Annotated in this window: 17 protein-coding genes and 1 pseudogene; 9 read left to right on the forward strand and 9 right to left on the reverse strand. The window is 65.6% G+C overall.

Annotation, left to right across the window (positions count from 1 at the left end; translation table 11 throughout):
• The first annotated feature begins 7 nt into the window (after window positions 1–7).
• The 3 genes from ABIC76_RS01990 to ABIC76_RS02000 all read left to right on the forward strand — a co-directional run bounded on the left by ABIC76_RS01990 (window position 8) and on the right by ABIC76_RS02000 (window position 2816).
• Window positions 8–1396: a cytochrome ubiquinol oxidase subunit I gene (locus ABIC76_RS01990; RefSeq protein ID WP_354532789.1), complete on the forward strand. Its 1389-nt coding sequence runs from the start codon at window positions 8–10 to the stop codon at window positions 1394–1396.
• Complete coding sequence (locus ABIC76_RS01995) at window positions 1393–2424, forward strand: cytochrome d ubiquinol oxidase subunit II (protein ID WP_354532790.1); 1032 nt, start codon at window positions 1393–1395, stop codon at window positions 2422–2424. The genes ABIC76_RS01990 and ABIC76_RS01995 overlap by 4 nt, the downstream gene beginning before the upstream one ends.
• Window positions 2425–2510: 86 nt before the next feature.
• Entirely contained in the window at window positions 2511–2816 is a 306-nt protein-coding gene (locus ABIC76_RS02000) for an NIPSNAP family protein (protein WP_092972042.1), read from the forward strand.
• Window positions 2817–2823: 7 nt separating this feature from the next.
• Here ABIC76_RS02000 and ABIC76_RS02005 read toward each other — a convergent pair whose 3' ends face one another.
• Window positions 2824–3942 (reverse strand): helix-turn-helix transcriptional regulator, encoded by a 1119-nt coding sequence (locus ABIC76_RS02005; protein ID WP_354532791.1) that lies wholly within the window; start codon window positions 3940–3942, stop codon window positions 2824–2826.
• Between the two features lie 252 nt (window positions 3943–4194).
• Here ABIC76_RS02005 and ABIC76_RS02010 point away from each other — a divergent pair, with 252 nt between their 5' ends.
• The gene (locus tag ABIC76_RS02010) at window positions 4195–6297 is read left to right on the forward strand and encodes a hypothetical protein (RefSeq protein WP_354532792.1); all 2103 of its coding nucleotides are present in this window, start codon (window positions 4195–4197) and stop codon (window positions 6295–6297) included.
• A gap of 78 nt (window positions 6298–6375) precedes the next feature.
• On the opposite strand, the gene ABIC76_RS02015 is transcribed toward ABIC76_RS02010, so the two are convergent.
• Window positions 6376–7803: a dipeptidase gene (locus ABIC76_RS02015; protein WP_354532793.1), complete on the reverse strand. Its 1428-nt coding sequence runs from the start codon at window positions 7801–7803 to the stop codon at window positions 6376–6378.
• Window positions 7804–7991: 188 nt separating this feature from the next.
• Here ABIC76_RS02015 and ABIC76_RS02020 point away from each other — a divergent pair, with 188 nt between their 5' ends.
• Window positions 7992–8423, forward strand: coding sequence for a PGDYG domain-containing protein (locus ABIC76_RS02020; RefSeq protein WP_354532794.1), 432 nt, complete (start codon window positions 7992–7994; stop codon window positions 8421–8423).
• Window positions 8424–8440: 17 nt separating this feature from the next.
• Here the strand turns inward: ABIC76_RS02020 and ABIC76_RS02025 are convergent, their stop codons facing one another.
• Entirely contained in the window at window positions 8441–9367 is a 927-nt protein-coding gene (locus ABIC76_RS02025) for a hypothetical protein (protein ID WP_354532795.1), read from the reverse strand.
• A gap of 184 nt (window positions 9368–9551) precedes the next feature.
• On the opposite strand from ABIC76_RS02025, the gene ABIC76_RS02030 reads away from it, so the two are divergent.
• Window positions 9552–10448 carry an oxygenase MpaB family protein gene (locus ABIC76_RS02030; protein WP_354532796.1) on the forward strand — a complete coding sequence of 299 codons (897 nt, stop codon included), beginning with the start codon at window positions 9552–9554 and terminating at the stop codon, window positions 10446–10448.
• A gap of 12 nt (window positions 10449–10460) precedes the next feature.
• On the opposite strand, the gene ABIC76_RS02035 is transcribed toward ABIC76_RS02030, so the two are convergent.
• Together ABIC76_RS02035 and ABIC76_RS02040 are read right to left on the reverse strand one after the other, a co-directional pair.
• Complete coding sequence (locus ABIC76_RS02035; protein ID WP_354532797.1) at window positions 10461–12053, reverse strand: MDR family MFS transporter; 1593 nt, start codon at window positions 12051–12053, stop codon at window positions 10461–10463.
• A 90-nt stretch (window positions 12054–12143) separates the two neighbouring features.
• Window positions 12144–13091 carry a LysR family transcriptional regulator gene (locus tag ABIC76_RS02040; protein ID WP_354532798.1) on the reverse strand — a complete coding sequence of 316 codons (948 nt, stop codon included), beginning with the start codon at window positions 13089–13091 and terminating at the stop codon, window positions 12144–12146.
• A gap of 127 nt (window positions 13092–13218) precedes the next feature.
• Here ABIC76_RS02040 and ABIC76_RS02045 point away from each other — a divergent pair, with 127 nt between their 5' ends.
• Window positions 13219–13845, forward strand: a complete 627-nt coding sequence (locus ABIC76_RS02045) for an FMN-dependent NADH-azoreductase (protein WP_004627558.1) — start codon at window positions 13219–13221, stop codon at window positions 13843–13845.
• A 145-nt stretch (window positions 13846–13990) separates the two neighbouring features.
• On the opposite strand, the gene ABIC76_RS02050 is transcribed toward ABIC76_RS02045, so the two are convergent.
• A complete protein-coding gene (locus tag ABIC76_RS02050) occupies window positions 13991–14137 on the reverse strand; it encodes a hypothetical protein (protein WP_180815241.1) in 147 nt (48 codons plus the stop codon).
• Window positions 14138–14594: 457 nt separating this feature from the next.
• Between ABIC76_RS02050 and ABIC76_RS02055 the strand changes: the two genes are divergently transcribed.
• Window positions 14595–14726 carry a hypothetical protein gene (locus ABIC76_RS02055; RefSeq protein ID WP_354532799.1) on the forward strand — a complete coding sequence of 44 codons (132 nt, stop codon included), beginning with the start codon at window positions 14595–14597 and terminating at the stop codon, window positions 14724–14726.
• 15 nt (window positions 14727–14741) lie between these two features.
• Here the strand turns inward: ABIC76_RS02055 and ABIC76_RS02060 are convergent, their stop codons facing one another.
• From ABIC76_RS02060 to ABIC76_RS02070, 3 genes and pseudogenes are all read right to left on the reverse strand, one after another.
• Window positions 14742–16475, reverse strand: a complete 1734-nt coding sequence (locus ABIC76_RS02060) for a S10 family peptidase (RefSeq protein WP_502947827.1) — start codon at window positions 16473–16475, stop codon at window positions 14742–14744.
• 46 nt (window positions 16476–16521) lie between these two features.
• Window positions 16522–18156 (reverse strand): annotated as a pseudogene (locus tag ABIC76_RS02065) (S53 family peptidase); the annotation flags it as partial.
• The gene (locus tag ABIC76_RS02070) at window positions 18069–19127 is read right to left on the reverse strand and encodes a serine hydrolase family protein (RefSeq protein ID WP_354532802.1); all 1059 of its coding nucleotides are present in this window, start codon (window positions 19125–19127) and stop codon (window positions 18069–18071) included. The gene ABIC76_RS02070 and the pseudogene ABIC76_RS02065, both read right to left, overlap by 88 nt.
• A gap of 886 nt (window positions 19128–20013) precedes the next feature.
• On the opposite strand from ABIC76_RS02070, the gene ABIC76_RS02075 reads away from it, so the two are divergent.
• Entirely contained in the window at window positions 20014–20355 is a 342-nt protein-coding gene (locus ABIC76_RS02075; protein WP_027679177.1) for a DUF1488 family protein, read from the forward strand.
• Window positions 20356–20446: the final 91 nt, after the last annotated feature.

Below are 20446 nucleotides of genomic sequence, written 5' to 3' on the forward strand. Positions count from 1 at the left end.
AAAGCCCATGTCACTCGATCCCGTTGTCCTTGCGCGCGTGCAATTCGGCGCCAACATCACGTTCCATATCCTCTTTCCCACCATCAGCATTGCGCTGGCGTGGGTGCTGCTGTTCTTCAAGCTGCGCTTTCGCAAGACCGGCGATGCCGTCTGGATGGCTGCGTACCGCCTGTGGGTGAAGGTCTTTGCGCTGACCTTCGCGCTGGGCGTGGTGTCTGGCGTCACGATGAGTTTCCAGTTCGGCACCAACTGGCCCGGCTATATGAATACGGTCGGCAATATCGCGGGCCCGCTGCTGGCGTACGAGGTGCTGACCGCCTTCTTCCTGGAGGCGAGTTTCCTCGGCATCATGCTGTTCGGTACCGGCCGCGTGAGCGAACGCATTCATACGTTCGCGACGTTTCTCGTGGCGCTGGGCACGACGATCTCCGTGTTCTGGATCATCGCGCTCAACTCGTGGATGCAAACGCCGGCCGGCTACGAAATGATCGACGGCCGCGCCCATCCGGCAAGCTGGCTCGCGATCATCTTCAATCCGTCGTTTCCGTATCGATTCACCCACATGCTGCTGGCGTCGGGCCTCACGGTCGCGTTCCTGCTCGCGGGGCTGTCGGCGTATCGGTGGCTGCGCAACGATCGCGCTGCCGATGTGCGCGCCACGCTCAAGACCGGCGTGGTGCTGGCGGCCGTGCTGATCCCACTGCAGATTGCCGCCGGCGATGCACACGGCCTCAACACGATGGAGCATCAACCCGCCAAGCTGGCCGCGATGGAAGGCATCTGGCAAACCGAACGCGGCGTGCCCGCCGTGCTGTTCGGCATTCCGGACGAAGCAACCCGCAGCAATCGCTACGAAATCGCAGTGCCGAAGGCGGCATCGCTGTATCTCACGCATTCACTGGACGGCGAGGTGCGCGGGCTGGACCAATTCGATCGGCATCCGCCCGTGCTCCCGGTGTTCTTCGCGTTTCGCCTGATGGTGGGCGTGGGCCTGCTGATGTTGGCCGTCTCGTGGACAAGCGCCTGGCGCCTGCGCCGCAACGGTGAACTGCCACGCTGGCTCGCACGCGTTCTGGTGGCGATGACGTTTTCCGGATGGCTCGCGGTGGTGGCCGGCTGGTATGTCACCGAAATCGGTCGCCAACCCTGGCTCGTGTATGGCGTGCTGACCACCGCGCAGGCAGCGTCGTCTGTGCCGGCCGCGATGATCGGGAGCACGCTAGCGATGTACCTGGCGCTGTATGCGTTCCTTATCGCCGCCTACATCGGCGTGGTGTTCTATCTGGCCCGCAAGGCCGGTGGCGTGATCGACCCCACCGACCCCGATGCCACCGGCACGCCCGTCATCGAAACACCCAACCCGGTCTTTGCCCAACCCGCCCGGAGCCAAGCATGAACGCCATCCCCGACCTCACCCAACCCGCCGGCTGGCTGCCGGTGGTCTTCATGGCCCTGATGGGGATCGCCGTGCTGGCTTACGTTGTCCTCGACGGCTACGACCTCGGTGTCGGCATCCTGCTGCGCCGCGCAGACGACGCCGAGAAGGACACCATGATCGCCTCCATCGGCCCGTTCTGGGACGCCAACGAAACGTGGCTCGTGCTCGGTGTCGGGCTGTTGCTGGTGGCGTTTCCGGCCGCCCATGGCGAGATCCTGGGCGCGCTGTATCTGCCGGTGGCGCTGATGCTGTTCGGCCTCATCCTGCGTGGCGTGGCATTCGACTTTCGGGTCAAGGCGCGCGCCCACCACAAGCCGTGGTGGAACCGCGCGTTCTATGCAGGCTCCGTCATCGCCACCGCTGCGCAGGGCCTGATGCTCGGCCTATACATCACCGGCTTTCAGTACGACGCCGCCAACGTCATCTTTGCGATCTGCACGGCGGGCGGCCTGATTGCCGGCTATCTGCTGCTGGGCGCCACGTGGCTCATCATGAAGACGGAAGGCGCGCTGCAGCTGCGCGCGGTGCAGTGGGCACGCGGCAGCCTGTGGTTCACCGCGCTCGGCGTGGCCGCCGTGTCGCTGGCGACGCCGTGGGTCAGCACACGCGTGTTCGACAAGTGGTTTGCGCTGCCGAACATCATCCTGCTGGCGCCCGTGCCGCTGGTGACCATCGTGCTGTTCCTGCTGATCGACTGGGTACTGCGCCGCCTGCCGCAGCAGATTGCCAAGGGCGATGAACACCTGGTCTGGGCGCCATTCGTCGGTACCGGCGCCATCTTCCTGCTGGCCTTCAACGGCCTCGCCTACAGCCTCTTCCCGTATCTGGTGGTGGATCGGCTCGACATCTGGCAGGCCGCCAGCGCACCGGAATCGCTTGAATTCATGCTGGTGGGCGTGGCGATTGTGCTGCCGACCATCGTCGGCTACACGATCTACTCGTACAAGGTGTTCCACGGCAAGGCGACGGAGTTGCGCTACTACTGAGACTGAACACGCCGCCCGCACACGGCATTGACCGGACTGCGGGCGGACGTTTAGGCTGGTGCGCTTCCGACCTCACCACACGCGCCATGATCACCTGCTACCTCCGCTACATCATCAACCCGGCACGGCTTGCCGAATTCGAAGCCTACGGAAAGATGTGGATTCCGCTCGTCGAAAAATTCGGCGGCCAGCACCACGGCTACTTTCTCCCATCGGAAGGAGCGAACAACGTCGCGCTGGCCTTGTTCTCGTTCCCCAGTCTGGCGACCTACGAGGTCTATCGCGAGCGCGCCAAGACCGACCCCGATTGCATGGCGGCCTTCCAGTACGCAGAAGACACCGGCTGCATCGTCAGCTACGAGCGCAGCTTCTTCCGTCCGGTATTTTCCTGACAGCCGTCTAGCCTTGCGGCCTGCGCTGCGACAGCACCCACAGCATGGCGCCCACCGCCTCCGCCTGCGAGCGCGTGCAGGTCTTTTCAAAGATGGCCCGTAGCTGCGAACGCACGGTCGACATGGCGACGTTGGCGTTGGCCGCGTATTCGTCAGGCGTCTTGCCGGCGATCAGCGCTTCGCCCACCGCCGCTTCTGCCGCTGACAAACCGAACGCCTGACGCAACTGCACGGCCGTTACCGGTGCGGCATCGCCCTTGCGGCGCACTGTCACGAGCATGGCGGCATCGCCAAATGCGGCATGCGCAGCGTTGGCCGGCAATTGCGAAATACCGAGGAAGACTTCGTGCGGCGCCCCGAGCGCCGGCCGCACGGCAAGGCTCTCGCCCTTGCGTGACTTCGCCACCCGCGCCAGCGCGGCTTGCAGGCCATCGTTGTCGGCAGCAAACGCGGCAGTCAGCCGGCCGTGCTCCAGGCGCAGGCAAGTCGATGCGCGCAGCAACGCCTCGGCCTGTGCGTTGGCAAACAGCACACGCTGATCCCGACCGAGTGCGAACACGGCCAGGCCAAGCTGCTCCATCAGTTCTGCGCCGAGGGCTGCATCGCGATGCAGCACGCGCGTGTCCTGCCAGAGGTTGATGGTGCGCTGCAGGTGGCCGGTCATGCCGGCCGCCGTGGCACGCTCCTCATCCGAAAACGGTGCACGGCCGTTGGCCCGCAGCATGCCCAGCAGGATGTCGCTGCCGCCAGGACGCGCCAGCCGCACGCCCATCAGGTAGCGAAATCCAGACGGCAGCTGATAGTCCTGGTAGAACTCGCTGCGCTCGACATAGGCATCCGACACGTAGTCCTGGCAGAAGGCAAATTCACCGAGCGCACTACGTGCGACGTACTCGCGTCGTGGATCAAGCGCGCCGTAGTACTGGTCGTAGCGGGCAATAATGTCGTCCCACCCCCTTCCTGGGGAGTAAGTCGAAAGATGGGGCGCGTTCCGAACGGGGTCCCAGCTGAACATGTGGAACACGTTGGCGCCCAATGCCTCGGTGACGTCGTGAAACACGTCCAGGAAACCGTCCTGCGTCACCGCAGCTTCATACAGATCACCAATGAGCTGGTCTTTGAGCACGCGTCCCTCCCCCGAAGGATGGCTGTCTGGCCTTGGCGCCCGCCGTGCTCACCCCATGCAAGCGAAGTGGCAGCGGACATGTTATGTGCGCAAACGTAGCACGTGCGTGCGTCGATCAACATCGTTCATTTGGCAGCACTTTCCTCCAAATGAATGATGCGGACGCTTGGGGCGCGCTTCGAGAATCTCCGTGCCGAATAACGGAATAACGGCGTCGCACGCACGGCGCACCCACGATCCAGGGAGGACTCCATGAAACTTACCCCCATTGCAATCGCACTGGCCACGCTTGCCGTATCGGCCTGCGGCGGCGGCGATTCCGGCAGCGGCGCCAGCACAGCGCCCGGCACCAATGTCCCCGCAGCGCAGACCGTCAGCGGCGTCGCCGCCACGGGTGCAGCCATGCAAGGCGCCACGGTCACGCTGATGGACGCGACCGGCAAGTCGGTCGACTGCCCGGCCAACGCCACCACGGGCGCTTTCCAATGCACGGTCACCGGTCTTGCCGCGCCGTTCGTGCTGTCGGCGGCCGGCAACGTTGCCGACTCGCAAGCCACGCTGATCGCGCTGTCTGCCAGCGCCGGCACGCAGACGATCAACATCACGCCCATCACCAACGCCATCGCCGCCACCATCGTCGGCGACAACCCAAGCAAGCTCCTCGGCAACACGGGCCTGCTGCAAAGCAAGGTGACCGCGCAGACCGTCTCCAGCACCGTCGCCGCCTACGCCGCCGCGCTGGCCGACCTGCTGGCCGCTACCGGCAACACGGGGGTGGATCTGATCTCCGGTCCGTTGACGGCCGGCGCCCCGGGGCTTGATCGCCTGCTCGATCAGGTGAAAGTGAACGTGCTGCCGGACGGCAGCGTGCAGATCAGCTCCGTGGCCGGCGCGTCGAGCGATACGCCTGCGCAGTTGCAGCTCTCTCCCGGCGTGGCGCCCCAGCCCAGCGACAAGGCCAGCCTGCCAAGCGTAGCGACCATCAATGGCAACCCCGTCTCGAACCTGCCAAACGCTTCCGATCTGGCCGCGTTGCAGACGGCGCTCAACCAGTGCTTTGCCGGCTCCACGGGCGCGACGCGCATTGGCGGGAGCGTCCCCGTCTGCGGCCAGATCTTCGTGGACGACGTAGCCAGCGGCGCGCTCATCAACGGCGTGCCGTCGGCCTACCTGAACAACGGCCTGACTGCCGACAAGGAATTCGGCCCCGCATTGGGTGGCGGCACGCCCGGCCTGTTTGCCGATGACGCGATGAACAACGCCAGCTTCAGCCTGCCGGAGATCATCCGCGTGGCATCCAGCAGCGGTGACACGCTGTGGGTCAAGCTCGCCTGGACCCGCGCTGACGGCCTCCGCGACGGCATGCAGCAGCACGTGCAGGTGGCGGTGCAGCCCGCCTCGCGCGCCAGCGGCGACAACGGCTGGCGCATCGTCGGCAACCAGCGCGCCGTGTTCACCAAGGTCAACGCCAACGCGCAGAAGTGGGACTGGTTGAACAGCGCCACCGCAATGACGGGCACCAATGCGTTTGTCGATTCGATCAACATGCAGGTCGGCATCGTCGACGCCGCCGGCACGCCGGTCGATTTTGCGATCGTGACCGGCCCGGGGCTGCGCAATGGCGTGTTCCTGCAGCCGTCTTCCGGCACGTGCGACACGCTGAACATCCGCGCCCAGATCGGCGCAAGCCAGACCCCGGCGCAGCTTGCCGCGCTGACCAGGCAAAGCGCCTGCCGCAATAACTTCCGCCTGGCAGGCGTGGCGCAAGACCCGGCCAACCAGGGCAGCTTCACGTGGCCAGGCGATGCACCACGCAACAACACGGCCTGGGCCAAGCCGCAACTGACGGCAACGGAGCTGGCGACCATCACGCCGTTCAGCGCCTACACGATCGCCATCTATCAGGGGGGCGTGACGAGCCAGCCGTCGAAGACCTACACGGTGCGCCTGCGCACGCCGTCGCCCTCGCCGGATGCGCTGCGCCAGTACACGTGGCAGGACATCTCGCAGGCCACGCGCGACATCCTCACCCCGGGCACGGCGTCGACGTTTGCAGGCGGCCCCACCCTGCCCGTCACGTGGACGACCAAGGCCGGCGTGCCGTTCGTGAAGCGCGTCAACGTGCAGATCCGTTCCACGATGTCGGGCCAGCCGACGGTGTTCGTCAACGGCGTGGGCCGCGCCTCGCCGGCTGCGCCCGGGACCACGCTCACGCTGAACGTGGCGGGTGACCAGGGGACGGCCTTCCCGGCGGTGACGGGCTGGACGGGCACGCAGGACATGTCGTTCACCAACATGTCGTGGGCAGACCCGCTGGATCTGAACTTCACCACGTCGGTCGAGTACGACCGCTGATACACCGCTGACAAGCACGGCACACGGGGAAGTGCGGTGATCGGGCCCGCAAGGTTTTTGCCGCCTTGCGGGCGCCGATCAACCCACCGTCGCCTCGAACACGCGCCGGTAGTTTCCGCCCAGGATCTGGCCAACTTCCACTGAAGTGAATCCCGCCTTCAGCAATGCCGTGGCCAGCGCCGGCAACTGCGTATAGCTGGCAAACACCGGCGGCCGGATGAAACCCAACATGTCAGTGCCCAGCCCCACGTGCGCCACGCCGACCACATCGGCCATGCGCTTGATGCCCAGCGCCATGGCATCGAGGCTGGGAAAATCCGCCGCATTGGGCCACACGCCAATCACGCCGCCGGTGTCCGCCACCGCGCGTGCATGGTCGGCGGAAATCAACCGGCTGCGCGGCCTGGGCGACCCTGACAACGCCGTATGCGACAGCACCAGCGGTTTGGTCGTCGTCGCCGCTGCACGCTTGACGAGGTCATACGTGCCGTGCGCTACGTCCACCACAATGCCCAGCGCATTGCAGCGGCGCACCACGTCTGCGCCGAAATCGGTCAGGCCGCCATGCACGGGCGGCTCGGTCTGGATATCGCCCAGTTCATTCACGCGGTAATGCGTCAGCTGCAGGTGCCGCAGACGGTGCTGCGTGTAGGCCTCGTCCACGCGTTCGATGCGGCCCTCCAGAAAGTCCGCACCTTCCGACGCGATGATGACGCTCGGCCCTTGTGTGCCCATGGCGGCCAGCGATGCGGCGTCGGTCACCACATGCAGTTGCTCGCGTTCGATCAGCCGCCGCGCGCGGGCAAATTCCGTCATGCCCAGTTGATACAGCTCGCCTGGCTCCGGCGCGCGGAATGCCTCGAAACGGTTGCCGCCAGCGCCCACGTGCACGACCGTGGTGTCGGTCACGATGGCCAGGCAGATGACATTCATGCCTCCAGCGCGCATCGGCTCGGCCGCCGGCAAAAACGGCCGATTGGCGCCGATCTTGGGGTCGCGGGAGATGATGACGCGCCCGGCATGGGAATGCATGTCGATGGTGAGCGCGCCGGGTGGCGGCGTCCACCTGGAAGACGCGTCTGACGGCGCATCCGTGTAGTTGGCAAAGCGGCCCGGTGCACACGCCGCCAAGCCCATCGCGGCACCTGCGGCCAGGAACACGCGGCGGCCGACGCGCGGTGATCCGGCAACAGGTTGCCCCGGCGCGGTCGACGCATCCACCAATTGATAGCGCCAGCCCGCGGGGTCGTCCTGCAAACGCATCAACCGGCCGCGGACGCGCGTCACGTCCCCCACCGGCATCGGCTGCGCTGCAAGGACTTCGACGCTGGTGGCCGGGTTGCGCGACACGCAACCGCCGCAGCACGGCGGTTCAGCGCCCAGCAGGAAGTAGTCGGCAGACTGCGCAGCGGCGTCCAAGGGCATCGCCCAGCCTTCCATGTCGACGACCGTGTCGTGCAGCGCGTCAGCCTCGCGCGTGGCGATGAGGGACCAATCGATGAGCATGCGCACCCCGCAAGATTGAGCTGCGGTATTGTGCGCGGGATCGGGCCATCGCTCCATCGGCGTTGCTTACATGGTCCTACAACGCGCGGTGCGCCACGTCGGAACATGATCTCGGGGCCGATACGCCATTTGCGCTACGCTTACGACCTTTCGCCCACCCGGGCTTTCATCGCCTTTTGCGTCACCTCATGCCCGCCCTGCAACACGTCGACCTCCGCACGGACCCCGCCGCCCGCCCCTTCGTCAAGGATGAGATTGTCCACGTCGACTTTGCCGCCGAAGCCGGCGAGCTGATGAGCCTGGAAGGCCCGAATCGCTACGCCCCTGGCGACGCGCTGATCACCGGTTCAACCGGCGACCGCTGGGTGGTTTCGCGCGAGCGTTTCGATGCAAAGTACGCTCCCGCCGATGCATCGCTTGCGCATGGTCAGGCTGGCGGCTACCGCAACCGGCCGAGCGTGGTGCTGGCCAAGCAGATGCATGAAGCATTCTCGATGGCCCGCTCCGAAGCCGGCGATGTGCTCCACGGCCAGGCCGGTGACTGGGTGCTTCAATACGCCCCCGGCGACTACGGCGTCGTGCAGGCGCAGCGCTTCGCCAAGGTCTACCGCCCGGCCTGACTTACCAAGCAAGAGCGTCACTGCGCTGTCTGCTGGCGCTCGACTTCGTGATGCTTCATCTGCAGATAGTCCTGCCGTTCGATTTCATGCAATTGGCGCGGGTACTGCTCGGTGGCGCTGAACCAGGTATTCAGCCGCTGCTGCAAGCGCTTGTCCGCCGGCGCCGACAGCGACTTCAGATAAGCGTCGATGGCAAGGTAATAGCGCATCGTGTTGCGCTCGAGCAGGCCGCGCACGCCGCCCACATATTCGGGCTCCCCACCCGATGAGGATTCCGCCGTCTTGGTAAAACCCACCTTGCCGCTGCCCACGGTGGCAAGGTATGTGCGCATCGCCAGGCGGCCCGCCGTACCGTAACCGTATGCGTAGGTCAGGTGCAGGAAGGTGTGGTTGCCGGCGCCCGGCGCGGGGATGGCCTCCAGCATGATGTGGTAGTCCCGCGTGCTGAGCGGGCCGGAAGCTGCGCTGAGTTCCACGCGGAAGTAATCCGCATTGCTGACAACGGGGTGATAACCGAACTCGAGGCGATAGCTGCTGGAAAGCGAGTCTTCCACCTTGCGGCCGAGGTTCACGTTCAGCACGCTGCCATCCGTGCCCTGCGTGGCGTGGCAGTACTTGATATTCAGATGCAGGATGAGGACGTCGCACCAGTTGGCAGCGCCGTGCTCCGGATCGCCCAGCGCGCTCTTGACGGTGGCGAACGGGTAGTCGAGCACGCTGTAGATGTCGCTCTTGAGCCGTTCGGGTGCTTCGGTGGATTCCAGCACCAACGGGCGATGGAAAACGTTATCGGCCAACTGGGGCGCCACGGTCTGATATTTATCACGCAGCGCTTGCGCGTTGTCTGCCGCACGCGCGGGGAGGCTCAGGCACAGGCCTGCCATCAAGGCAATCAGGGCAAGCGAGCCAGACCGGGCGGTAAGTCGACGGGGGGTCATAGGCATGGCGTTCTCGTGGAATCGTTCTTCATTCTAGGAGGCGCGGATGGACATGCCGTCGCAACAAATGGTCCTGCGCCGGCACATGGGCCATGCGGCGTTCTGTCATCACGGCTGCCAAGGCATGCGCCGATGCGGCTCGGTAAAATGAACGCTTCTTTGCCTCGTGCTTCCCGGCACTTTCGGCACCATGCCCTCGCCACTCGACGCCATTCGCGAACGCATCGCCAATCAGGTCCGCGGCCTGACGCGGGCCACCGGCAGCCTCACCCTCGACATTGCCTCGCCGCCAGGCGACCCCGGCCTGTTCGGCCCGGATGCAGTCTGCTGGAAGGTGCACGCCGATTTTCCGGCGATGATGGCCGGCGGCATCAGTGCGCTGTTGTTGCAGGCGCTGCACCCGCGCGCCCTGGCCGGCGTGTGGGACCACTCCAATTTCCGTGAAGACCTGCAAGGGCGCCTGGGCCGCACCGCACAGTTCGTCGCCGGCACCACGTATGGCAGCCGGCAAGATGCGCTGGCGCTCATCGACCGCGTGAAGACCATCCACGACCGCGTGCAAGGCATCGCGCCCGATGGCCGGCCGTATTCCGCCAACGACCCCGACCTGCTCACCTGGGTACACGTGGCCGAAATGTCGAGCTTCCTGGCGGGCTATCTGCGCTACGTGGATCGCACCCTGAGCGGCGCGCAGCAGGATCGCTATTTTGAAGAGACCGCGCTGGTGGCCGAGATGCTCGGCGCGCGGGACGTGCCGAAATCGCGGGCGGCGGTCCAGACCTATCTGAACGCGATGCGCGCCGAGCTGGTGGCCAGCGATCGCACGCGCACGGTGGTGGACGTCTTGATGACGTGGCAGGCGCCGCGCCCGGGGTTGCGTCCAGCGGTCCGCCTCTTTCTGGACGCGGGCATCCAGCTGTTGCCACCGTGGGCCATCCAGATGCTCGATCTGAAGCGGCCGCCGCTGCAGGCGGCGTTTGCCTCGGCGGCCATGCGCACCGTGGCGCCGACGCTGCGCTGGGCGTTGCATGACGGCAGCGTGGCGCGCCGCGCGCGTCGGCGCGCGCTGGCGCCTGCCGCGAGCTAGCCCGCTTAGCTTTTACTCGATGGCTTCGGCAAGCGACACCTTGCCGCGCAGCGCCTTCTCTTCCAGCCGCACGATCAGCAGCGGCGAAATCACCGACACCGCAGCGGCAAAGAAAAACAGATGCCGGAACGCGCTTTCGCCCGCGCGTTGCAACGCCTGGGCGTCGGCGCCATTGCTTGCCAGAGCCGCGTGGAACAGGTCCATCAGCACGTCGCCGCCGGCCGCCACCTGCGCACCGGGCGCAGCCTGACGCAGCAGCGCAATCAGCACGGAGGTCAGCACCGCCACGCCCACCGCGCCACCCAACAGGCGCGAGAAGGCGGTCAGCGCCGTGGCCAGGCCCACCGTCTGCGGCGGCACCGCGTTTTGCGTGGCGACCAGGCCAGTCGGGAACTGCACACCGATCGCCAGGCCGAGCACGATCATTGCCAAGGTGAGCGCCAGCACGCTGTGCGGGTCGAGCAAACCCAGCGATGCGACGGCAAAGGGCACCACGCTTGCGCCAATCAGCATCAACGGCTTGTAGCGGCCGCTGTGTGTCATCCATCGGCCGGCAATGAAGGCGCCAAGCGGAATCGACAGCGTCAGCGGCACGAGGCGCAGCGCGGCAGCGTCGGGGCTGGCACCGGCCACCATCTGAAAGCGCAGCGGCATCAGCACCGACGTGGCAATCAACTGGAAGAAGCACAGGAACAGCGCCAGGCAGCAGATCGTGACCGTGCGCACACGGAACATCGACAGCGGAATGATCGGCTCGACGGCACGGTTTTCCTGCCAGACGAACGCGCCCAGCAACACCACCGCGCCCGCCAGCAGGCCGAGGTTGTCGGGCTGCGTGAGCGGCGTGCCCTGCCCCACGCGGGTAATCATCAACAACAACGCGGTCAGGCCCGCGGCAAACAGCACCACGCCCGGCACGTCGATCGGGCGACGCTGATGCGCCACCGGCAGATGCCGCAGCGTGCGGCGCACGACAAGCAGCGCGACGATACCCAGCGGCAGGTTGATCCAGAAAATCCAGCGCCACGACAGGTAATGCGTCAGGTAGCCGCCGATCACCGGGCCGGCGAGGCTGGCCATGGCCCACATGCCGCTCACGTAGCCCTGGTAGCGGCCGCGCTCGCGCAGCGGCACCACATCGGCAATCGTGGCCTGCGACACCGAGATCAAGCCGCCGCCGCCCAGGCCTTGCAGCACGCGCGCAACCAGCAGCATCGGCATGCTGGTCGCCAACGCACACGCCACCGACGCCAGCACGAACAGCACGATGGCCGTCGTCAGCATGGCGCGGCGGCCGAAGAGGTCGCTCAACTTGCCGTAGATGGGCGTGACGACCGTGGACGCCACCAGATACGCCGACACCAGCCACGCCATCAGCGCAAAGCCGTTGAATTCGCCCGCGATCACGGGCAGCGCCACGGCAACGATCGTCTGTTCCAGCGCGCCCAGCAAGATGGCGAGCATCAGCCCGCCCATCACCGCCATCACCGGAATGTCGGCAACCGGGTGCGCGTCCAGCGGGCTGGATGCCGCGCTGGGTGCCGACGCGATTGGCGCAGTCGGCGTGTCTGGCTTGGGCGGTTCAATGCTGGGGCGGGAGGACATGGGAGAGTGCGCGCATGCCGCTCGGAGCACGCACGCCAATGGGAGAAGCGAAGCCGTTGATGATACTGCCGATTCAGATTCGTTGCAGAGTCAACGATCTGGTTTCCGAACGATGTCTTCATAACAGCGGCTGACATTCGCGGTGATGCCGGGCAGCTCCTCGGCCAGGAATTCGATGAACGCGCGCACGGCCGGCACCAGCCCCCGGCGTGACGGAAACACCGCGTGAAACTGGTGCACCGGCAAGCGGTATTCCGGCAGCAGCACGACCAGCCGACCGTCGCGCACGGGCTCCGCGCAGAGGTTGAACGGCAGTTGCGCCACGCCAATGCCAGCCAGCGCGGTCTGGCCCATCAGGTACAGGTCATCCGTCACCAGCGCGGGGGTGTATTCGATATCGACCGCGCCGCCTTCGGGCGCGGTCAGGCGCCAGCGCGTCCGCTCGCCAGCCGCACCCTCCACGCCCACGCCCATCACGCCGCGCATCGATTCGGGCGTCTCGAACGGGCCATGCTCGGCAACAAACGACGGGCTGGCCACAAGCACCTGGTCGCTCACGCCAAAGCTACGGACGACGAGGTTGGAATCGTCCAGCGTCGAGCGCACGCGCAGCGCCACGTCGTAGCCGTCACCGATCACGTCGACACGGCGGTTCGTCACGTCCAGCTCCAGCCTCACATCGGGCTGCGCGCGCAGGAATTTGGACAGCACGGGCGCGATGAACACATGCGCCACGCCCACCGGACAGCTCACGCGCAGCCGGCCCGAAGGCTTTTCGCTCGCGTGCTCGGCCACTTCGAAGGCGGCGCGCGCGGCCTGCGTCATCGATTCGCAATGCGTATAGAACGCCGAGCCCACGTCCGTCACATGCACCGCCCGCGTCGAGCGTTGCAGCAGCCGCACCCCCAGGCGCGTTTCCAGATCGGCCACGCGCCGGCTCACACGCGATTTCGGAATCCCCAGCGCCCGGGCGGCGCCGGAAAAACTGCCGTGGGTCACCACGCTGGCAAACAGGACGAGGTCGTTCAGGTCTTCCATGGCCGTTCTCCAAAGGACCGGCGCATTGTCTCACTCATAGAACGATGTGTGTCGATTCGACCCACTACTGGAACTCGCTGCATCGCACTATCTTTGCAGCAACCCACCTTTTTCTTGGAGAGACACCATGCAAGTCCTTCACATCGATTCCAGCATCCTCGGTGACGCCTCGGCTTCGCGCCTCCTGAGCGCTGCCATTGTCGACGAGCTGCGCCGCGAAAACCCGAGCGCCACCGTCGTCCACCGCGACCTGTCCGTTGAAGCGATTCCTCACCTGGACGGCGCCATTGCTGCCGGCTTCCGCGCCACGGGTGCCGACGATTTTGACGACGCCACCCGCGCCGAGCATGCCCGCTCGGAAACGCTCGTGAATGAACTGCTGGCCAGCGACGTGATCGTGGTCGGCGCGCCGATGTACAACTTCTCGGTGCCGAGCCAGCTCAAGGCGTGGATCGACCGCGTGGCGCAAGCCGGCCGTACGTTCAAGTACACGGAAACCGGCCCGGTTGGCCTGGCCGGCGGCAAGAAGGTGATCGTGGCATCGACGCGCGGCGGTATGTACTCCGCCGGCCCGGCCGCCGCCATGGACTTCCAGGAGGCCTATCTGAAGACCGTGTTCGGCTTCTTCGGCATCACCGATGTGCAATTCGTGCGCGCCGAGCGCCTGGCGATGGGCCCGGACGCTCGCGCACAGGCCCTGGAAGCCGCACACGCCGCCATGCGCGACGTTGTGAGCCAGGCCGTGGCAGCCTGAGCGAACAGGATGGCGGCGCAACGGGACGCGCCGCAATCCTGCCTCGCACAATGCCAAACGGGCGCCGCATCGCTGCTGGCGCCCGTTTTCGTTTTCTACTGCCGTGACAACAAGGTGCGATCGCCCCGCAAGGCTGATCGGCCGATTACTCGTCGCGGTTTTCGCGTGCGTGATGCATGGCTTCGAGCACACGGCGCGCCCGCAGCTTGCTCCACATGACCGGCACAACGATCGCGGTGGCGATCAGGCACGGTGCAGCCCAGGCGATGGTGGATTCCAGAAAATTCGTCATGATGCATCCCCCCGATATGTTGCCGATGCGCACCGTTGGGTAGCGCGCATCGCATGGTCCCCGCAGGGCTTGCTGCCTCGACTGGGCCGAGGCGCCCTGACATCTGTCTCTATATAAACGGCTATCGGCGCCGCGCGTCCAAACTTGAAGCACAACGTTTGCCGTTTGGTGTATTTCCCGCCTATCTCGACGATCTGTCAATAGTGTGACGATAAGTTCGTGGAACATTGTGGCGCTGCACTGACAGTGCCCGAGCAGGCGCGCGGTGCTCCACAGTCCCGCCGCAAAGGTAACGGCAAATTACGGCGGCCCAGATCCGCGCGTTGCCAATGCGGGCGGGACAACCGATTACCGGCCTGGGCGTCACAGTTTTTCTTACAAACGGTAAAGCGCGGTTGCGAGGCATTTCCATACAGTGAGGCCAGATCAACGATCACCATCACCACGGAGCCTCATCATGAAACGCACCATCGCCCTGCTCGTCCTTGCTGCTGCCGCCACCTCTGCGCTGAGCGCCTGCGTGGTGGTGCCAGCGGGCGGCTATTACGACCGCCCGCATTACTACCACCCGTATTACCGCGGGTATTGATCAGCAAACCGGCGCTCAGGCCTTGCGCGCCTGCAGCATGCGGATGCGCGCGACGGCCTGGTGGTCGGCCGTGGCCGCGTCATACAGGCGCGCGAGGTCGGCCTTCAATGCCGTGCGCGAGCCGCCATCCAAATACACCATGTGCCCCGACGGATAGAACCCCGCCGACAGGTTCTTACGCACATCGGCATCCAGCAACGGCATCGCCTTCAGATCCAGCATGGTCTGGTAGAACGGCGTGACGAAGTCGTAGTAGCCGTTGGCGGAGAAGACTTTCAGATCCACGTTCAGGCTCATCGTGGCGGCCAGGTCGCCGGCGGTGTAAAGGGCGACGTTGCCATTGGCATCGAGCCCCTTCTGCGCGCCGGTCGGGTCGGTGTGCCGGAAATCCCAATGGCGGAAGGCCTGGTCGTTCAAGTCCGTGAAGGCGGAGTTGGACGTGAACTTCAGGTCGTCGTTCAGGTAGGTATTCCACATGGCCGTGTAGACGCCAGACACCGCCGTCATGGTCGGATCGTTGCCACCCGAGTTGGGATCGACACTGGCCGCAATGCCGGTGTGGATGCCCGTGACGCGGCCGTCGTACGCACCCAGCGACAAGCCCTTGTCTGCCAGCAGCGTGGTCAGGAACAGCGACGTGCCCGCGCCGTCATACGCCGCCACATCCAGCCGCCAGCCCTGCAGCGTTGCCGCATCAATGCCGGTGTAGGCCGCCAACGCTTTCAGCACGGCGGGATCGGCATGCGCGGGCTTGGCAAGGGCTTTTTCGTAATCGGTACTGGCAAATACGGCGGCGGCTTCGGCAAAGTCGCCCACGTCCGCGGGCAGCGGCCCGCCTTTGGGCGAGGTGGCACGCTTGTGGAACCACGCGTCCGCCGCGCACGTCGGCAAAAGCCCCACCGGATTGCCCGCCTGCGTGTAGTCGAGGATGGACGACTGCAGCGTGATGCCGTTCAGGTCGACCCCGTCTTCGTGCAGCACATACGAGAGCACGCAGGAACGCGCCGTGCCGTACGACTCGCCAAACAGAAACTTGGGTGAATTCCATCGATCATTGGCCGTCAGCCAGCGCTTGATGAACTGCGCGATGCTGCGCGCATCCTGGTCCACGCCCCAGAAATCGAGGTTGCGCTTGGGCGCGATGGCGGTCGAATAACCGGTGCCGACCGGGTTGATGAAAACCAGGTCGGAGCGATCGAGCAGGCTGTCGGGATTGTCTTCCATGCGATACGGCGCGGGCGGCGTGAACGACGGCATCGACGTCACGATGCGGCGCGGCGCAAACGAGCCGAGCAGCACAAACACCGCCGAAGACCCCGGCCCGCCGTTATAGAAGAACGTGACCGGCCGCGCCTGCGCGCCGCCTTCCGGTGCATCGGCCACAAAGGCCACATGGAACATCTTGGCCACCGGCTGCGAACTGCTCGGGTCGACCGTGACGAGGTGGCCGGCATGCGCGGTGTAGGCGATGTCGCGTCCGCCGATGCGCACGGTGTGGTGCGTGATCGCCATGCCCTCGCTGGTATCGGTCACGCTGTCGTCGGGGCCGTTGCCGTAGGCGGTGGGGTCGAAGAACGGCTGGTCGGTGGTGGTCATGCGTGCCTCGCTGCTAGAAAAGGTTCGCGATCGCGTCGCCCTTGGGGCTGCCCAGGCCGGTGCAGGCGTCCCAACCGGGCGCCGCGGCAAAGGTGCCGTTGTTGCCCTGCTTGATGTCGTTGAATGCGCCGGGGTTCTGATACAGCCGCGCATGCAGATAACCCACCGGCCGCCCCTTGATGGCATTGATGCGCGCGATGAGCGCAGCCCACAGCGGCGCGGCCGCGCTGGTGCCACCCACGACACCGGTCTCGCCATTCACCCGGACGACGTAGCCCGTCAGCGGGTCGGCATCGGCCGATACATCGGGCACGCCGCGCCGCGGCAGCGGCACACTCGCGCCCCGCGTCTGCTGCGCCGCAAGGCCTTGCTGCCAGCTGGGCAGCGCAAAGACGGCGCTCACCCCGCCGCCGCCCGCACCGCCCTGCGCGCCGTCGTTCCACACTGTTTCCTCGGCGATGCGGTTTCCGCTGGCGCGCACGCTGGTGCCGCCGCAGGCGAGCGCGTACGGGCTGGAGGCAGGAAAGTCGACGTGGTCCGTGCGATCAGGCAAGCCGTCGCTGGAGCCGCTGTCGCCCGAGGCCACACACACCGTCACGCCCATCGTCGCCGCGCTTTGCAGTGCGGCGTTCACGGCTTGCATGGCCTGGGGCGTCCAGGCGCTTTCGGGTGCGCCCCAACTGATGGACACCACCGATGGCCGCAGCTTGGTGTCATGAATGGCAGCGTTGATGGCCTGCACGAAGCCGGCATCGGTATTGACGGTGAAGTACACGGCCAGCGTGGCGCCCGGTGCCGCAGCGCCTGCCACCTCGAGGTCGAGCATGACTTCGCCGTCCGGGCCGCCCGGGTCGCCCGTGGGCCGATTGGCGCCCTGCCCGACCGGCACGGCTGTCACCGTCGGCATCGGCACGCCCAGCTCCTGGAAGTACGCCCGCAGATCGTCTTCCCGATAGCCGCCGCCAAGTTCAATCAACGCAATGCACTGGCCCGCGCCATCGCCCTGCGGAAAACCGTAGAGCTGCGCGAGCTGCACCGGCGTGTACGACGCCGTGGGCGCTGCACGCGCGGGGCGGAGGCCTCCGGGCTCAGTCGTTCCCGTGGGCAGCGGCAGGAAACGGAAATGCGGCTCCGCCTGCGGACGCGAGTCGAGCCCCAGCACGGCAACGACCACGTCCTGCAACGACTCCGGCAAGCGCAGCGGGCCGGAACGCCCACGGTATTCGCAATCGCCATGTGCCACGCGATGCAGATGCGTATCGAATGCCTTGCAGAACTGTTCGACGGCGCCTTCGAGCGTGACGGTGGCGGCGGCCACGCTCACGTCGACGACTTGCAAACCGTGTTCGCGGGCGAAGTTGCGGACGGCGTCGATGTCGTCTGTGGTGGCGCCAAACTGGGCAGCCCATTGTTCGCGCGTGAGGGGCGTGGGCGGTGGCGTTCCCGCTGCATGCGCGTGTGCAAATCCGGACAGGCGCGCATCCAGATCCGCCTCATTCGGACGGCGCAACTGCACGAGCGCGCGGATCTGCTCCGCGGGGTGCGCATCGCCGAGGATGCGGGCGTCTTGAGGAATGGTGCGTTCGCTGCCGCGCAGGGGGTGCCGGACCATGGGCCATCTCCATGTAGGTAGGTGGCCCGTGCGTCGCAACCGGCGTGCCGAAGGCGCTCGAGAATGCCGACAGGATGCGGCGCCACCTTCAACCACGTTAGGCGATGGCTTGCCCGCTTGACCTACGGGGTCTGTCAGTCGGCGAAATCGGCGCTGCCGGCGCCTTCCGCAGGGTGCTGCGGTTTGCCGTCCGCAAAGGCGCGGCGGATCAGTGCGCCGCATGCCGCGCTGCGCACATAGGCGCGGGGGCCGAGCGTCTCGCGTACGAGCATGCCGTAGTAGCGTTTGTCGGCGGTGATCCACGGATAGAAGCCGAACGCACCGGCCGAGCTGAACGCGCCGTCGCCGCCGGGCTGATCCTCGATCCAGTAGTTGAGCGCGTAGTGCCACGGCTGGGCAGCCGGCGTGCTGACCGCCGTCGGGCAGGTGCCGGGCTCCGTGCAAACGGCATGCTGGCCGAGCATCTTGCCGAGCTGGTATTCGCCGCGAATGAGGCGGCGCAAGAACTGCCCATACCCTGACGGCGTGGCGATCATCCCGCCGGCCGGCTCGGGCGCGAGGTAGCGGATGCCGAGCGGCTGGCCACCGTCGCGCAGGCCCGGGGTATTGGCAAGCTGGCGGTCGAGGTCGTTGTTGAGCGCCTCGGCGTCAGCGCGGCCCAGGCCGAGATCGATCAGCAGCTTCTGGTCATGGCCGCCGTTGTAACTGAAACGCCCGACGTGCCCGGGTGTGAAAGTCGCGTTGCGACCGCGCTCAAAGCAGCTCTGCACCGTGTCGTTACGATTGCACAGCAGCGGATTGAGCCCGTCGTAGCCGGAGCGCATGGTGAGTGCATCGATTTCGGCAGGTGTGGGTTTGCCCTTGGCCCGTTCGACCACGTAGGCGCCAAACACCCATTTGGATGCCGATGCCAGCCGAACCGTCTTGTTGGCACCGATGCGCTGGCCCTGCTGCCCGCGCATCAGCACGCCGCCGGCGTCGCCAATTTCCCAGTAGTAATCGCCCAGATGCTGGCAACTGGCCGCATGCGCCAAGGTCGACTCCACGGCGGCACGGCGCGTTGCCAGGCTTGGCGGGGCAGCGAGCGCGGTGGTCGTTACCACCCATGTTGTCGATGCCACCAGGGCGGCGCTCCCCAAACGCCCGAACCCTGCGAACGCCCTGATGTTCCGGGCGTGTCTTGCTTGCGTCATGTTGATGTCCTGCACGTTCTCTCATGCCTTGCCGGCCCGGCGGCACTGTACCGCAGCGGCGTTGCATTCTTGCTGTTTTACGCTGGGCGCCCCGCTTCTGTGCAGACTTGCAACATGCCCCAACGAAGGCGCATGACTGTATCGGCGGTACCTTGCAGGCAGGTTGCGAAGCACGATCGACAAGGCGTTTGAAACGTAAGCGTTTGCGCGTCGATTAATCGTCTTGGGAAGTGATGAATATCACTTCATATTCGCACCCCCAATATGTCCTAAACCTCCCGTTTATGAGCCAAATGGAGGATAAGAATCATGCCAAGAGGCGCTGGCGGTCTGCATAGAGTGTCCTAGAATGCAATCGAAGAAAAGCAGAATTAAATAAAACTAAATACGCGGCATCGACGAGCTTTCGGGAGCGAGCCATGGGAACAATGAAACGGGGAACATCGGGCTTCACTGCTCGCCTGGGGTGGGAACGCCACACTGCCAATTGGCAGGTGATTCCTACGCGTCGGCGCCTTTTTCAAACGCGCCTCCCAACGCGCGCCTCTACCGTGTTTCTCTGGATGCTGGCCATCTCGATCGCCGTAGGTCTCGGGCTGCTGCACCGGTTGTGGTAACCATAAAAACATAAGCAAATTCTGTACGGGGAAGGTCGCAGCGCGAGAGCGAATCGCAGTCAAACACCGAATTGACAGACCGGCATAACGGCACCGAGGGATAGTCCGACCCGCTTTACTGGGTCAACCGCATCCGGATGGATTCAGCATCTGGAGCATCGTCATCCCTCCATTCGGAAATCACGCTCCTGCATGTGGCCACTACGCCGCGAAAGCGGCATGTGGGGCACGCCACTCATCCGGCGCGCCTGGTCAATGGGGGGAGCATCATGAACATTTCATTCACCGGCAAGACCTTCAGGTCCGTAGGCGACCTGTTCTTCCAAGCCATCGTCGACGGCAAGGTCGTGAGCTGTTTCGTCACATCCGAAGCCCTGTCGCTCTGCGATTGCGCACATCAGAAGATCACGGCCGAAGAGGTCTATCGAAATTACCGCGACTGGATCGAGCTGGCTGCGTCGGACCTGATCCGCGCTGGCTCGCTCGCGCCGGTCATCGTGCGTGGTCGCGACCTGGCCGCCTCACGGGCATCGCTGCCGCACGGCGGCGTCCCCGCTTACGACCTGGATCGCGTGCGTCAACTGCGCCTGGTCCCTCGCTCGTCGCGCTGACGTCCCTCAGCGCTGGCGCACCGGAACGTGCGGTCGGGGGGCCGCACGTTCCGTGGGTGCCAAAACGCAAAAACCCAACACGCGCATCCCA

The sequence above is a fragment of the Ralstonia sp. 1138 genome (genome assembly GCF_040544795.1).
Lineage (GTDB): Bacteria > Pseudomonadota > Gammaproteobacteria > Burkholderiales > Burkholderiaceae > Ralstonia > Ralstonia flatus.

Bases quoted from the DNA above. Each gene is read 5' to 3' on its own strand.
- ABIC76_RS01990 (WP_354532789.1), top strand. From the start codon at position 8: ATGTCACTCGATCCCGTTGTCCTTGCGCGCGTGCAATTCGGCGCCAAC.
- ABIC76_RS01995 (WP_354532790.1), top strand. From the start codon at position 1,393: ATGAACGCCATCCCCGACCTCACCCAACCCGCCGGCTGGCTGCCGGTG.
- ABIC76_RS02000 (WP_092972042.1), top strand. From the start codon at position 2,511: ATGATCACCTGCTACCTCCGCTACATCATCAACCCGGCACGGCTTGCC.
- ABIC76_RS02010 (WP_354532792.1), top strand. From the start codon at position 4,195: ATGAAACTTACCCCCATTGCAATCGCACTGGCCACGCTTGCCGTATCG.
- ABIC76_RS02015 (WP_354532793.1), bottom strand. From the start codon at position 7,803: ATGCTCATCGATTGGTCCCTCATCGCCACGCGCGAGGCTGACGCGCTG.
- ABIC76_RS02020 (WP_354532794.1), top strand. From the start codon at position 7,992: ATGCCCGCCCTGCAACACGTCGACCTCCGCACGGACCCCGCCGCCCGC.
- ABIC76_RS02025 (WP_354532795.1), bottom strand. From the start codon at position 9,367: ATGCCTATGACCCCCCGTCGACTTACCGCCCGGTCTGGCTCGCTTGCC.
- ABIC76_RS02030 (WP_354532796.1), top strand. From the start codon at position 9,552: ATGCCCTCGCCACTCGACGCCATTCGCGAACGCATCGCCAATCAGGTC.
- ABIC76_RS02035 (WP_354532797.1), bottom strand. From the start codon at position 12,053: ATGTCCTCCCGCCCCAGCATTGAACCGCCCAAGCCAGACACGCCGACT.
- ABIC76_RS02040 (WP_354532798.1), bottom strand. From the start codon at position 13,091: ATGGAAGACCTGAACGACCTCGTCCTGTTTGCCAGCGTGGTGACCCAC.
- ABIC76_RS02045 (WP_004627558.1), top strand. From the start codon at position 13,219: ATGCAAGTCCTTCACATCGATTCCAGCATCCTCGGTGACGCCTCGGCT.
- ABIC76_RS02050 (WP_180815241.1), bottom strand. From the start codon at position 14,137: ATGACGAATTTTCTGGAATCCACCATCGCCTGGGCTGCACCGTGCCTG.
- ABIC76_RS02055 (WP_354532799.1), top strand. From the start codon at position 14,595: ATGAAACGCACCATCGCCCTGCTCGTCCTTGCTGCTGCCGCCACCTCT.
- ABIC76_RS02060 (WP_502947827.1), bottom strand. From the start codon at position 16,475: ATGCGCGGCTGTATCAGAACCCCGGCGCATTCAACGACATCAAGCAGG.
- ABIC76_RS02070 (WP_354532802.1), bottom strand. From the start codon at position 19,127: ATGACGCAAGCAAGACACGCCCGGAACATCAGGGCGTTCGCAGGGTTC.
- ABIC76_RS02075 (WP_027679177.1), top strand. From the start codon at position 20,014: ATGAACATTTCATTCACCGGCAAGACCTTCAGGTCCGTAGGCGACCTG.